Here is a 12,183-nt window from a genome sequence, read left to right on the forward strand (position 1 = left end):
GTGTCCGCAAACGCGAACACGACGCCCGTCCCCTCAGATTCTTTGGGGCCCGGCATCGTCTGAAACTATCCGACTTGGATGCGGGGCTTATTAAAGGATTCAACTCGGTTTCGTCAACCGTCTCTATCGTTTAGCTCGCTTTTTCGTGACCTTTTTCACGGCCTTCTTGGCGGGCTTTTTGACCGCCTTTTTGGCCGTTTTCTTGGCAGTTTTCTTGGTCGCCTTTTTGGCCTTTTTCGCCCCTTTGGAGGCCGTTTTGGCGGCCTTTGGAGCGGATTTGGCGGCTTTCCCGGCGGATTTGGCAGCTTTTTTGCCCGCGGGCCTGGCGGTCTTCCTGGCGCCTGCCTTGGCCTGTTTGGCCGGTGCAGCTGCCTTCGCTGAAGCTTTGGGTTCCACCGCGCCGATCGCGGACAGGATCCGGTTAATTTCCCGGGTGACGTGCTCGATGGTCATCATGCCATCGACCGTGAGCAGCTTCCGCCGCTCCGAATAGTAGTGAATCAGCGGCTCGGTCAGGGTCCGGTAGCTCGCCAGCCGCTTCGACAGCACCTCCGGAGTGTCGTCGATTCGCACCTCCTCGCCCCTCGCCCGCATCTCGGCGACGCGACTCTCGACGCGGTCGAGCAGCGCGCTCTCGTTGACGCGCAGTTCGATCACGGCGTCGAGCTTGATGTGCTTCTTCTTCAGCAGCTCATCGAGGGCGGCGGCCTGCGGCACCGTGCGCGGAAAGCCGTCGAGGATGAAACCGTTCTTCATGTCGGGCTGGTCGAGGCGGTCGGAGATGATGCCGATCACGATTTCATCCGGCACCAGCGACCCGCTCGCCATGATGTCCTTGGCCTGCAAGCCGATCGGCGTCTGGGCGGCCACCGCAGCGCGCAGCATCTCGCCGGTGGAGAGCTGGATCAGGTCGTGTTTGTGGACCAGCCGTTGCGCCTGGGTCCCCTTGCCCGCACCCGGCGGCCCCAAAAGGATCAATCTCATGACAATTCGCCCCCCGGCTTGGTGAGCGAATGCCCGCGCACCTGCGTTTTGATATCAAGGATAGTGCAAACCACAATCAGCGCCGACCCACCACCAAAAAGAAAGGGCAGCTCACCGTAAGCCACCAGGGCTTCCGGAATCAGCGACACGGCCACGAGGTAGACGGCTCCGATGAAGGTCGTCAACGTCACGACGCGATCGAGATGGTCGGCGGTGGGTTCGCCCGGCGCCACGTCTGTAATAGCGCCGCCCCGCTTGTGCAAGACCTCGGCGATGCGCGCGGGATCAAGCACATAGGCGGTATAGATGAAAGCCAGCACGAAGACCGCAATGGATCCGAGGATCATGTGGACCGGCCGGGCGAACTGGATGTGGTCGTAGGCGGCGGCGAGCGTCGGTGTCTGGCCAAAGGCCAGGGTCGCAAGCACCAGCGGAAGATAGAATATCCACGGTGTCACGGTGGCCGGGATCAGGAACCCGGCGCTGTTGATCTTGATCGGCAGCACCGAGGAGCGCGCCGGAAGCAGGCGTGTTCCCGCCTGGCGCGCGGCATATTGCACCGGCACGTTCCGCCGCGCGCCTTCGACGAGGACGATGACAGCGACGCCCACGACCGCGAGGATGGCCAGCAGCAGCAGAAGGCTGCCGGAGATCGCGCCCTGTCCCAGCAGCTGGAAGGTGGCGGAAATATCTGCCGGAAGCGAAACGATGATGCCGACGAACAGAATGAGCGCGAGCCCGTTGCCGATCCCGTAGCGGGTGATTTGTTCGCTGAGCCAGACCAGGAAGAACACGCCGCCCACCATCGTTGCAGTGGCCGACAGCAGGAACCAGGCGCCGGGCTCGGTGACGAGGCCGGGAACGTCCTGAAGACTGGACGCGACGCCGAAGGCCTGGAATGCCGCAAGCAGCAGCGTCAGGATCAGCGTGAAGCGGGCAATCTTGCGGCGGCCGGCTTCACCCGATCGTTCGAGCGCGCTCAGCCGGCCCCACACCACAGCGACAAGCTGCGTGACGATCGCGACACTCAGATAGGGAATGATGAAGAGCGCGAAAATTGAAATGCGGGCGGCAGCGCCCGATGAAAGCAGCAGGCCGGCCTGCATCTGTGGCGAGAGGCCCGCAAGCGGGACATGACTGCCGAGCCGGAAGATGAGCAGCGCGCCGATCGTGATAGCGATCCGGCGCGGCAGCTCAGATTTCATCGACGGCGGCCCTTGAGCTTGGATTTACGAATCAGCCCTTCATACTGATGGGCGAGCAGATAGCCCTGCACCTGCGCCACCGTATCCATCGTCACGCTGACGACGATCAGAAGCGAGGTTCCGCCAAAGTAGAACGGCACCGCGGCATAGGAGATCAGAACTTCGGGAATCAGGCAGACGATGGCGAGATAGATCGCGCCGAGCACCGTCACGCGCGACAACACGTAGTCGATATATTCGGCGGTACGCTCGCCCGGACGGATGCCGGGGATGAAGCCGCCATGCTTCTTCAGATTGTCCGCGGTCTCGGTCGGATTGAACACGATCGCGGTATAGAAGAACGCGAAGAACACGATCAGCGCGAGATAACAGAACAGGAAGAGCGGACGGCCGTGGCTGAGCTGGGTGTTGAGCCACTGGAACCACTCCGGACCCTTGCCGGCGTTGAAGTTGGCGACCGTGGTCGGCAGCAACAGCAGCGACGAGGCGAAGATCGGCGGGATCACGCCCGAGGTGTTGAGCTTGAGCGGCAGATGCGAGGACTGGCCCTCGAACATCTTGTTGCCGACCTGGCGCTTCGGATACTGGATCAGGAGCCGCCGCTGCGCGCGTTCCATGAACACGATGAAGGCGATCACGACGACCGCCATCACGATCACGACCAGGATCAGGGCGGTCGACAGCGCACCCTGACGGCCGAGTTCGAGCATGTTGGCGAGCGCCGAGGGCAACTCGGCGACGATGCCGGCCAGGATGATCAGCGAAATACCGTTGCCGATGCCGCGCGAGGTGATCTGCTCGCCAAGCCACATCAGGAACATGGTGCCGCCGGTCAGCGTGATCGCGGTGGAGATCAGGAAGAACGGCCCGGGCTCGCTGACGACGTTACCGGCGCCTTGCAGGCCGACCGCGATGCCGTAGGACTGGAACGCGGCGAGGATCACCGTAAGATAGCGGGTATACTGGTTCAGCGTCTTGCGGCCGGCCTCGCCTTCCTTCTTCAGCGCCTCGAGCTGCGGCGAAACCGTGGTCAGAAGCTGGATGATGATGGACGCCGAGATATACGGCATGATGTTCAGGGCGAAGATCGCCATGCGGTTGATACCGCCGCCGGCGAACATGTTGAACATGCCGAGGATACCGCCGGCCTGCGACTTGAACACCTGCTCCCAGGCCGCGGGGTCGATGCCGGGCAGCGGAATGTAGGTGCCGAGCCGATAAACAAGCAGCGCACCCAGTGTGAACCAGATGCGCTTCTTCAGTTCGTCGGCTTTGCCGAGCGCAGAGAAATTGAGGTTTGCCGCAAGTTGTTCTGCTGCTGAGACCATGTCTAGGCTTTCTCCCGCCGTCCCTCACGCCTCTAGCCCCGAGCGGGGCCATCGGCAGACGCCGGACATTATTTGGTGCTCGGCTTCGATAAGTCCATCGTTCAATCGGCGCATTGCCCGCGCCGCGGCGGGCAATGACGCAGATGTTACGCCGCCTCGCCTTCTTCCTTCTTGGCCGGAGCCAGAACCTTTACCGTACCGCCGGCCTTTTCGACCGCCGCAATCGCGGATTTCGAGGCGCCATGCACCTCGATGGCGAGCTTGGCCTTGATTTCGCCGCGGCCGAGCAGCCGCAGGCCGTCCTTGGCGCGGCGCAGCACGCCGGTCTTCACCAGCGATTCAGCGGTGACGGTTTCGTTGACATCGACCAGCTTGGCATCGATCGCGTCCTGCAGGCGGTCGAGATTGATCTCGGCGAAATCGAGCTTGAAGATGTTGTTGAAGCCGCGCTTCGGCAGGCGCCGATGCAGCGGCATCTGGCCGCCCTCGAAGCCCTTGATGCGCACGCCCGAACGCGCGGTCTGGCCCTTGCCGCCGCGGCCCGCAGTCTTGCCCTTGCCTGAACCGATGCCACGGCCGACGCGCATGCGCTTCTTGCGCGAGCCGGCGTTGTCGGCGATATCGCTGAGCTTCATCGCGAAATTCCCTTATCTATGGAGCATGATCTTGACCGAAAACCGGTCCCCACTTTTCGGGATCATGCTCCTCCCTGTCTTGCTTACTCGCCGACGACGCGGACGAGATGTTGAACCTTGCTGATCATGCCGCGAACTTCAGGCGTATCCTGCAGCTCGGAAACCCGGCCGATCTTGTTGAGCTTGAGGCCGATCAGCGTCGCACGCTGCGAGTGGTGGCGGCGGATTGCGCTGCCAGTCTGCTCGACCTTGATCATCTTTGCGGCCTTGGCCATCGTCTTGACTCCGAGCGGCGCGGGAAGCTGCGCCTGATTGTTTATTCAGCCACCACTTCGGCATCGCCACCGACGCGGCGCGACTGCAGCGTGGACACCTTGATGTTGCGGCGTGCCGCCACCGAACGCGGCGAATCCTGATGCTTCAGCGCGTCGAAGGTTGCGCGAACCATGTTGTAGGGGTTCGACGAACCGATCGACTTCGCCACCACGTCCTGGATGCCGAGCGTTTCGAACACCGCGCGCATCGGACCGCCCGCGATGATGCCGGTACCGGCGGGGGCTGCGCGCAGATAGACGCGGCCCGCACCGTGACGGCCGGCGATATCGTGATGCAGCGTGCGGCCTTCGCGCAGAGCAACGCGCGTCAGGTTACGCTTCGCCGATTCCGTCGCCTTGCGGATCGCCTCGGGAACTTCGCGCGCCTTGCCGTGACCGAAACCGACTCGACCCTTCTGGTCGCCGATCACGACCAGCGCCGCAAAGCCGAAGCGCTTGCCGCCCTTGACGACCTTCGCCACGCGATTGATGTGGACCAGCTTGTCGACGAACTCGCTGTCGCGCTCTTCGCGATCCCTGCTCCGTTCGCGTCCGCCGCGTTCGCGTTCACCTGCCATGGTGTTTTCCAATCTCAGGGAGCCTAACGCCCCTGTCCTTAATCTTGGTTCAAAACCGGTTGTTAGAAGCTCAATCCGCTTTCGCGGGCTGCATCCGCGAGCGCCTTGACGCGCCCGTGATACAGATACTGACCGCGATCGAATATCACTTCCTTGACGCCCTTCTGCACGGCGCGTTCCGCCAGCAGCTTGCCGACGGCCTTGGCCGCATCGATGTTGGCGCCCGTGTTGCCGCTCTCGCGCATCGTCTTTTCCAGCGACGACGCGGAAGCCAGCGTCTCGCCCTTCAGGTCGTCGATGACCTGGGCATAGATATGCTTCGACGAGCGGAACACCGACAGACGCGGACGTCCATTGGCGGAGCGGCGCAGTGAATTCCTCACACGCTGCTTGCGCCGGGCATTTGTAACTTTCAGTGACATGGCCGGCTCCGTTACTTCTTCTTGCCTTCCTTGCGGAAGATGAATTCGTTGGCGTACTTCACGCCCTTGCCCTTGTAGGGCTCCGGCGGACGATAGGCGCGGATTTCGGCCGCAACCTGACCGACGCGCTGGGAATCATTGCCCGTGATCGTGATCTCGGTCGGCTTCGGCACCGCGATGGTGATGCCATCGGGGATCGCGTAGACGACGTCGTGGCTGTAGCCGAGCGCGAGCTGCAGGTTCTTGCCCTGCAGCGCGGCGCGGTAGCCGACGCCGGTGATCTCGAGCTTCTTCTCGAAACCCTTGGTGACGCCCTCGACCAGGTTTGCGACCTGCGCGCGCGCCGTGCCGTACATGGCCTGCGCCCGGTTGGTTTCGAGCTTCGGCGCGACCTTGACCGCGCCGTCCTCGAACTTCACCTCGACGTCGTCATGCACGACGAACTGAAGCTGACCCTTCGGCCCCTTCATCTTGACGGTCTGCCCTTCGACGGTCGCCGTCACACCGGACGGGATCGGCACGGGCCGTTTGCCAACACGTGACATGCTAGAATCCTTCCTCAGAACACCGTGAAGAGAACTTCGCCGCCCACGTTCGCTTCACGCGCTTCGTGGTCAGCCATGATTCCCTTCGGTGTCGACAAGACCGAAATACCGAGACCGTTGTTCACGCGCGGCAGGTTCTTCACCGAGGCGTAAACCCGACGGCCTGGCTTGGACACCCGCTCGATTTCGCGAATGACCGGCTCGCCGTCGAAATATTTCAGTTCGATCTCGAGTTCGCTGCGGCCGGACGAATGCTCTACGCTGGCGTAGCCGCGGATGTAACCCTCGGACTTCAGCACTTCGAGCACGTTGGCGCGCATCTTCGAGCCCGGGGTCGAAACCTTGGACTTCGAGCGCATCTGCGCGTTGCGGATGCGGGTGATGAGATCGCTGATCGGATCGTGCGTAGACATCTGACGACCCTCCCTTACCAGCTCGACTTCACGAGCCCGGGAACCAGGCCCTTGGAGCCGAGTTCACGCAGCGCGATGCGGCTGAGCTTGTTCTTGCGATAGACCGAACGCGGACGGCCGGTGAGTTCGCAGCGGTTGCGGATGCGCGTCGCCGACGAGTTGCGCGGCATCTCGGCAAGCTTCAGCGTCGCCGCGAAGCGCTCTTCCATCGGCTTGGTCTTGTCGGCGATGATCGCCTTCAGCTTCGCGCGCTGGGGTGCGGCGTTCTTGGTCATCCGCTTGCGCCGGTTGTTCTTCTCGATTGAACTCTTCTTTGCCATGCTTGGCTCCTGGGTTTCCGCGTTTGAGAGGCTTTAACTGCGTCTCACTGCCGGAACGGGAAATTGAAAGCGGTCAACAAGGCACGCGCCTCGTCGTCGGTCTGCGCCGTGGTGCAAACCGTGATGTCCATGCCGCGGGCTTCCGAAACCTTGTCGAAGTCGATTTCGGGGAAAATGATGTGCTCCTTGAGGCCGAGCGAATAATTGCCGCGGCCGTCGAAGCTCTTCGGATTGAGGCCCCGGAAGTCGCGTACGCGCGGCAGCGCCACGTTCACCAGGCGGTCGATGAACTCGTACATCTTGGTCTTGCGCAGCGTGACCTTGCAGCCGATCGGCTGGTTTTCACGCAGCTTGAAGGTCGCGATCGCGACGCGCGAATAGGTCACGATCGCCTTCTGGCCGGCGATCAGCGACAGGTCGCCAGCTGCGGTCTCGGCCTTCTTGCGGTCGTTGACGGCGTCGCCGACGCCCATGTTGAGGACGACCTTGTCAAGACGCGGCACCTGCATGACGTTGGCATAGCCGAACTGTTCAGTCAGCTTGCTGCGGATGCTCTTGTCATACTCCACGCGCAGGCGCGGCACATAAGCGGTTTCAGCCATCGATCTCTGCTCCCGAGCTCTTGGCAATGCGTACCTTCTTGCCATCAGCCTGAATCTTGAAGCCCACGCGGGTCGGTTTGCCGTCCTTGCCGACATACGCGATGTTGGACAGGTGGATCGGCGCCTCCTTGGAGATGATGCCGCCTTCCTGGGCCTGGGTCTGCTTCTGGTGACGCTTCACCAGGTTGACGCCGCGCACGAGAGCCTTGTTCTCGTCGGGACGAACCTCGAATACTTCGCCGGTACGGCCCTTGTCGCGGCCGTTCAGCACGATGACCTTGTCACCCTTGCGGATCTTGGCAGCCATCACAGCACCTCCGGCGCAAGTGAAATGATCTTCATGTGGTTCTTGGCGCGCAGCTCGCGCGGCACGGGCCCGAAGATACGGGTGCCGACCGGCTCCGACTGATTGTTGATCAGCACGGCGGCGTTGCGGTCGAAGCGGATGACCGAGCCGTCGGCGCGGCGGATGTCCTTGCGGACCCGCACCACGACAGCCTTCATCACGTCGCCCTTCTTCACCTTGCCGCGCGGAATCGCTTCCTTGATCGACACAACGATAACATCGCCCACGGTGGCATAGCGGCGCTTGGAGCCCCCAAGCACCTTGATGCACATGACACGGCGTGCGCCTGAATTATCGGCCACGTCGAGGTTGGTCTGCATCTGAATCATTGATGCACCTCGTCCTCTTTCTGATGCGCTGGAACGCGCTTAAAATTTCCCAAAACCGGTCAGGCTAAGCCCGACCTGCTTCAGGCCGTTTTCTTCTGTTCGCCCCGGACAACCGTCCAGCGCTTCAACTTCGAGATCGGCTTGCTCTCCTCGATCCACACCATGTCGCCCGGCTTGAACTCGTTGTTCTCGTCGTGCGCGTGGTAGTTCTTGGAGCGGCGGATCGTCTTCTTGTAGATCGGGTGGGTGAAGCGGCGATCGACGCGCACCACTATCGTCTTGGCTTGCTTGTCGCTCACGACCACGCCCTGAAGGGTTCGTTTCGGCATATCCGGCCTCTTACTTCTTCTTCGCGCGCGCTTGCGCGGCGATGGTCTTGATGCGGGCGATATCGCGGCGGGCTTCACGCAGCCGCGTGGTGTTCTCCAGCTGCCCAGTGGCCCGCTGGAAACGCAGGTTGAAACGCTCTTTCTTCAGGTTGAGGACGGCGTCCTCCCTCTGATCGTCGCTCATCGCGCGAATGTCGGCGGTTTTCATCTCGGCCATGACGGTTACTCCGCAATGCGCGCGACGAAGCGCGTCTTGATCGGCAGCTTGGCGGCGGCGAGCGAGAGCGCTTCCTTTGCGGTCTGCACCGTGACGCCGTCGATCTCGAAAATCACGCGGCCAGGCTTGACCCGGGCCACCCACAATTCCGGCGTACCCTTGCCCGAGCCCATGCGGACTTCGGCGGGCTTCTTCGACACCGGCAGGTCCGGAAATATGCGGATCCAGACGCGGCCGGCGCGCTTCATGTGACGGGTCAGCGCGCGGCGTGCGGCTTCGATCTGACGGGCGGTGATGCGCTCGGGCGCCATCGCCTTCAGGCCGAACTGTCCGAACGACAACGTCGCGCCCGAAGTCGCAACGCCGTGGATACGGCCCTTATGCGCCTTCCGGAACTTCGTTTTCTTTGGTTGCATCATGGCTTACGCCCTCAAACCTTCTCTAATGTCTCAAGCAGCGTCGCGACGCGGACGGGTATTGTCGCCTTCGGCCATCTTCTTGTCCTGGGCCATCGGATCGTGCTCGAGGATCTCGCCTTTGAAGATCCAGACCTTGACGCCGCAGGTACCGAATGTCGTGAACGCAGTCGCCACGCCGTAATCGACGTCGGCGCGCAGCGTGTGCAAGGGAACGCGACCTTCGCGATACCATTCCATACGCGCGATTTCGGCGCCGCCGAGACGGCCCGAGCAGTTGATACGAATGCCTTCAGCGCCAAGACGCATCGCCGACTGCACCGCGCGCTTCATGGCGCGGCGGAATGCGACGCGGCGCTCGAGCTGCTGGGCGATCGATTCGGCGACCAGGGTGGCGTCGAGTTCCGGCTTGCGGATTTCGACGATGTTGATGACGACGTCGGAAGCCGTGATGTCGGCAACCCGCTTGCGCAGCTTGTCGATGTCGGCGCCCTTCTTGCCGATCACGACGCCCGGACGCGCCGAATGGATCGTCACGCGGCACTTCTTGTGCGGACGCTCGATCACGATGCGGGCGACGGCTGCCTGCTTGAGTTCCTTGTGCAGGATCTCACGGATCCTGACGTCCTCATGCAGCAACTTGCCGTATTCGTTCTTGCCGGCGAACCAACGGGAATCCCACGTACGGTTGATGCCGAGACGCAGTCCGATTGGATTGATTTTTTGACCCATCGTCTTCTCCTGCGCTCTTAAGCGCCAGCCTCGGCCTCGACCTGACGAACCACGATGGTCAGGTGTGCGAATGGTTTGTAGATACGACCCGAACGGCCACGGCCGCGCGGCGAAAAACGCTTCATCACGATGCCGTTGCCGACATGGGCCTCGGCGACGACCAGATCGTCGACCTCGAGGTCGTGGTTGTTCTCGGCGTTGGCGATCGCCGATTCCAGGCACTTCTTGACGTCGACCGCTATCCGCTTGCGCGAAAACTGCAGGTCGGCCAGTGCCGCAGACGCCTTCCGGCCGCGGATCAGCTGCGCGACAAGATTAAGCTTCTGCGGGCTCACGCGCAGCATCCGGGCCACAGCCTTGGCCTCGTTATCCGCGAGCACTCTTTCGCGCTTTGGTTTGCTCATCGCTTATTCCTCAAGCCTTCTTGGCTTTCTTGTCGCCAGAATGGCCATGGAAGGTACGGGTCGGCGAGAATTCGCCGAACTTGTGACCCACCATTTCCTCGTTGACCGATACCGGCACATGCTTCTGGCCGTTGTAGACACCGAAGACCAGGCCGACGAACTGCGGCAGGATGGTCGAGCGGCGGCTCCAGATCTTGATGACGTCGTGACGGCCGGACGCACGCGCGGCATCTGCTTTCTTGAGCAGAGAGCCTTCGACGAACGGGCCTTTCCAGACTGAACGAACCATGTCCGGCGTTCCTTACTTCTTCCGCTTGTGGCGGCTTAGGAGGATGAATCTGTTGGTCGACTTATTCGAACGGGTCTTCTTGCCCTTGGTCGGCTTGCCCCACGGGGTCACCGGGTGGCGGCCGCCCGAGGTGCGGCCTTCGCCGCCGCCGTGCGGATGGTCGATCGGGTTCATGACGACGCCGCGGTTATGCGGACGCCAGCCCAGCCAGCGGGTACGGCCGGCCTTGCCGATCGAGATGTTCATGTGATCGGGGTTCGACACCGCGCCGATGGTGCCGCGGCAACGGCCGTGCACCAGGCGCTGTTCGCCCGAGTTCAGACGCAGAATGACGTAGTCCTGATCGCGGCCGACGATCTGCGCATAGGTGCCGGCGGAACGTGCGATCTGGCCGCCCTTGCCGATCTTCATCTCGATATTGTGGACGATGGTGCCGACCGGCATGTTGCCGAGCGGCATGACATTGCCGGGCTTCACGTCGACATAGTTGCCGGCAACGACGGTGTCGCCCGCGGCCAGCCGCTGCGGCGCCAGGATATAGGCCTGCTCGCCGTCGGCATACTTGATCAGCGCGATGAACGCGGTGCGGTTCGGATCGTATTCCAGGCGCTCGACGGTCGCGGCTACGTCGACCTTGTCGCGCTTGAAATCGACCATCCGGTAGGCCTTCTTGTGGCCACCGCCACGAAAGCGAACCGTGATACGGCCGGTGTTGTTGCGGCCGCCATTGCTCTGCTTGCCCTCGGTCAACGCCTTGACCGGCTTGCCCTTGTACAGCGCCGAACGGTCGACCATCACCAGCTGGCGCTGGCCCGGCGTCGTCGGATTGTATGTTTTCAATGCCATCGTCGTAACGCCTTATAGTCCGGTGGTGACGTCGATGCGGTGGCCCTCTTCGAGGGTCACGATCGCCCGCTTCACATCCGACTGCGAACCGAAATTACCGCGGAACACCTTGGTCTTGCCCTTGCGGACCAGCGTGTTCACGCTCTTCACCTTGACGTCGAACAGCTTCTCGACGGCTTCCTTGATTTGCGGCTTGGTCGCCTTGGAGGCGACCTTGAACACAACCTTGTTGTGCTCGGACGCTACCGTTGCCTTTTCGGTCACCACCGGGGCAACGATCACGTCGTAATGGCGCGGATCGATATTCTTCATTTGAAGCGCGCCTCCAACGCATCCACCGCCGACTTGGTCAGCACCAGCTTGTGACGGCGCAGAATGTCATAGACGTTGATGCCCTGGATCGGCAGCACGTCGATGTTCGGAATGTTGCGGGCCGCGGTCGCGAAACCGGTGTTGACCTCGGCGCCGTCGATGATGAGCGCATTGGTCAGGCCCAGACCCGAGAAATGCCCGACCAGAGCCTTGGTCTTGGCGGCCTCGAGCGTCGCCGATTCGATCACGATCAGCCCGCCGTCCTTTGCCTTGGCGGAGAGCGCATGGCGAAGTGCCAGTGCGCGCACCTTCTTCGGCAAGGCGAAGGCGTGCGAGCGCACCACCGGACCGAACGCACGGCCACCGCCGCGGAACTGCGGAACGCGGGCCGAACCGTGACGAGCACCGCCGGTGCCCTTCTGCTTGTACATCTTCTTGCCGGTGCGCCAGACATCGGCGCGGCCCTGCGTCTTGTGCGTGCCGGCCTGACGCTTGGCGAGCTGCCAGTTGACGCAGCGCTGGATGATGTCCTTGCGCGGCTCCAGGCCGAAAATCTCATCGGACAGCTGGACCGAACCGGCTTCCTTGCCCTCAAGGGTCGTGACTTTCAGTTCCAT

Annotated in this window: 22 protein-coding genes; all 22 read right to left on the reverse strand. The window is 62.3% G+C overall.

Annotation, left to right across the window (positions count from 1 at the left end):
- Positions 1 to 123: 123 nt before the first annotated feature.
- Positions 124 to 984, reverse strand: coding sequence for an adenylate kinase (locus JQ597_RS31080; protein WP_212269282.1), 861 nt, complete (start codon positions 982 to 984; stop codon positions 124 to 126).
- A complete protein-coding gene (locus tag JQ597_RS31085) occupies positions 981 to 2,189 on the reverse strand; it encodes a preprotein translocase subunit SecY (protein WP_212269283.1) in 1,209 nt (402 codons plus the stop codon). Before JQ597_RS31085 ends, JQ597_RS31080 begins: the two co-directional genes overlap by 4 nt.
- Complete coding sequence (gene secY, locus JQ597_RS31090; RefSeq protein ID WP_192733852.1) at positions 2,186 to 3,517, reverse strand: preprotein translocase subunit SecY; 1,332 nt, start codon at positions 3,515 to 3,517, stop codon at positions 2,186 to 2,188. Before secY ends, JQ597_RS31085 begins: the two co-directional genes overlap by 4 nt.
- 146 nt (positions 3,518 to 3,663) lie before the next feature.
- Positions 3,664 to 4,152 carry a 50S ribosomal protein L15 gene (gene rplO / locus JQ597_RS31095; RefSeq protein ID WP_212269284.1) on the reverse strand — a complete coding sequence of 163 codons (489 nt, stop codon included), beginning with the start codon at positions 4,150 to 4,152 and terminating at the stop codon, positions 3,664 to 3,666.
- An 83-nt stretch (positions 4,153 to 4,235) separates the two neighbouring features.
- Entirely contained in the window at positions 4,236 to 4,427 is a 192-nt protein-coding gene (rpmD, locus tag JQ597_RS31100; RefSeq protein WP_192733854.1) for a 50S ribosomal protein L30, read from the reverse strand.
- 41 nt (positions 4,428 to 4,468) lie between these two features.
- A complete protein-coding gene (rpsE, locus tag JQ597_RS31105; protein WP_028349043.1) occupies positions 4,469 to 5,044 on the reverse strand; it encodes a 30S ribosomal protein S5 in 576 nt (191 codons plus the stop codon).
- A gap of 62 nt (positions 5,045 to 5,106) precedes the next feature.
- Complete coding sequence (rplR, locus tag JQ597_RS31110; RefSeq protein WP_192733855.1) at positions 5,107 to 5,466, reverse strand: 50S ribosomal protein L18; 360 nt, start codon at positions 5,464 to 5,466, stop codon at positions 5,107 to 5,109.
- Positions 5,467 to 5,477: 11 nt separating this feature from the next.
- Positions 5,478 to 6,011, reverse strand: a complete 534-nt coding sequence (gene rplF, locus JQ597_RS31115) for a 50S ribosomal protein L6 (RefSeq protein ID WP_192733856.1) — start codon at positions 6,009 to 6,011, stop codon at positions 5,478 to 5,480.
- 14 nt (positions 6,012 to 6,025) lie between these two features.
- On the reverse strand, positions 6,026 to 6,424 hold the full coding sequence (rpsH, locus tag JQ597_RS31120) for a 30S ribosomal protein S8 (protein WP_192733857.1): 399 nt from the start codon (positions 6,422 to 6,424) through the stop codon (positions 6,026 to 6,028).
- 14 nt (positions 6,425 to 6,438) lie between these two features.
- Entirely contained in the window at positions 6,439 to 6,744 is a 306-nt protein-coding gene (gene rpsN, locus JQ597_RS31125) for a 30S ribosomal protein S14 (protein ID WP_192733858.1), read from the reverse strand.
- Positions 6,745 to 6,788: 44 nt separating this feature from the next.
- Positions 6,789 to 7,346, reverse strand: coding sequence for a 50S ribosomal protein L5 (rplE, locus tag JQ597_RS31130; protein ID WP_212269285.1), 558 nt, complete (start codon positions 7,344 to 7,346; stop codon positions 6,789 to 6,791).
- A complete protein-coding gene (rplX, locus tag JQ597_RS31135; protein WP_212035207.1) occupies positions 7,339 to 7,653 on the reverse strand; it encodes a 50S ribosomal protein L24 in 315 nt (104 codons plus the stop codon). The genes rplE and rplX overlap by 8 nt, the downstream gene beginning before the upstream one ends.
- Positions 7,653 to 8,021, reverse strand: coding sequence for a 50S ribosomal protein L14 (gene rplN, locus JQ597_RS31140; RefSeq protein WP_011473865.1), 369 nt, complete (start codon positions 8,019 to 8,021; stop codon positions 7,653 to 7,655). The genes rplX and rplN overlap by 1 nt, the downstream gene beginning before the upstream one ends.
- An 80-nt stretch (positions 8,022 to 8,101) precedes the next feature.
- Entirely contained in the window at positions 8,102 to 8,350 is a 249-nt protein-coding gene (rpsQ, locus tag JQ597_RS31145) for a 30S ribosomal protein S17 (protein WP_192733861.1), read from the reverse strand.
- 10 nt (positions 8,351 to 8,360) lie between these two features.
- Positions 8,361 to 8,567 (reverse strand): 50S ribosomal protein L29, encoded by a 207-nt coding sequence (rpmC, locus tag JQ597_RS31150; RefSeq protein ID WP_192733862.1) that lies wholly within the window; start codon positions 8,565 to 8,567, stop codon positions 8,361 to 8,363.
- A 5-nt stretch (positions 8,568 to 8,572) separates the two neighbouring features.
- Entirely contained in the window at positions 8,573 to 8,986 is a 414-nt protein-coding gene (gene rplP / locus JQ597_RS31155; protein WP_027536812.1) for a 50S ribosomal protein L16, read from the reverse strand.
- Between the two features lie 30 nt (positions 8,987 to 9,016).
- The gene (gene rpsC / locus JQ597_RS31160; RefSeq protein ID WP_192733863.1) at positions 9,017 to 9,715 is read right to left on the reverse strand and encodes a 30S ribosomal protein S3; all 699 of its coding nucleotides are present in this window, start codon (positions 9,713 to 9,715) and stop codon (positions 9,017 to 9,019) included.
- Between the two features lie 17 nt (positions 9,716 to 9,732).
- Positions 9,733 to 10,119 (reverse strand): 50S ribosomal protein L22, encoded by a 387-nt coding sequence (gene rplV, locus JQ597_RS31165; RefSeq protein WP_212269286.1) that lies wholly within the window; start codon positions 10,117 to 10,119, stop codon positions 9,733 to 9,735.
- 10 nt (positions 10,120 to 10,129) lie between these two features.
- Positions 10,130 to 10,408, reverse strand: coding sequence for a 30S ribosomal protein S19 (gene rpsS / locus JQ597_RS31170; protein WP_027536815.1), 279 nt, complete (start codon positions 10,406 to 10,408; stop codon positions 10,130 to 10,132).
- A gap of 12 nt (positions 10,409 to 10,420) precedes the next feature.
- On the reverse strand, positions 10,421 to 11,254 hold the full coding sequence (rplB, locus tag JQ597_RS31175) for a 50S ribosomal protein L2 (RefSeq protein ID WP_212269287.1): 834 nt from the start codon (positions 11,252 to 11,254) through the stop codon (positions 10,421 to 10,423).
- A 12-nt stretch (positions 11,255 to 11,266) separates the two neighbouring features.
- Entirely contained in the window at positions 11,267 to 11,566 is a 300-nt protein-coding gene (locus JQ597_RS31180; RefSeq protein ID WP_192733866.1) for a 50S ribosomal protein L23, read from the reverse strand.
- Entirely contained in the window at positions 11,563 to 12,183 is a 621-nt protein-coding gene (rplD, locus tag JQ597_RS31185) for a 50S ribosomal protein L4 (RefSeq protein ID WP_192733867.1), read from the reverse strand. Before rplD ends, JQ597_RS31180 begins: the two co-directional genes overlap by 4 nt.

Origin of the sequence: Bradyrhizobium sp. AUGA SZCCT0177, from assembly GCF_018130125.1 — a bacterium.
GTDB lineage: Bacteria > Pseudomonadota > Alphaproteobacteria > Rhizobiales > Xanthobacteraceae > Bradyrhizobium.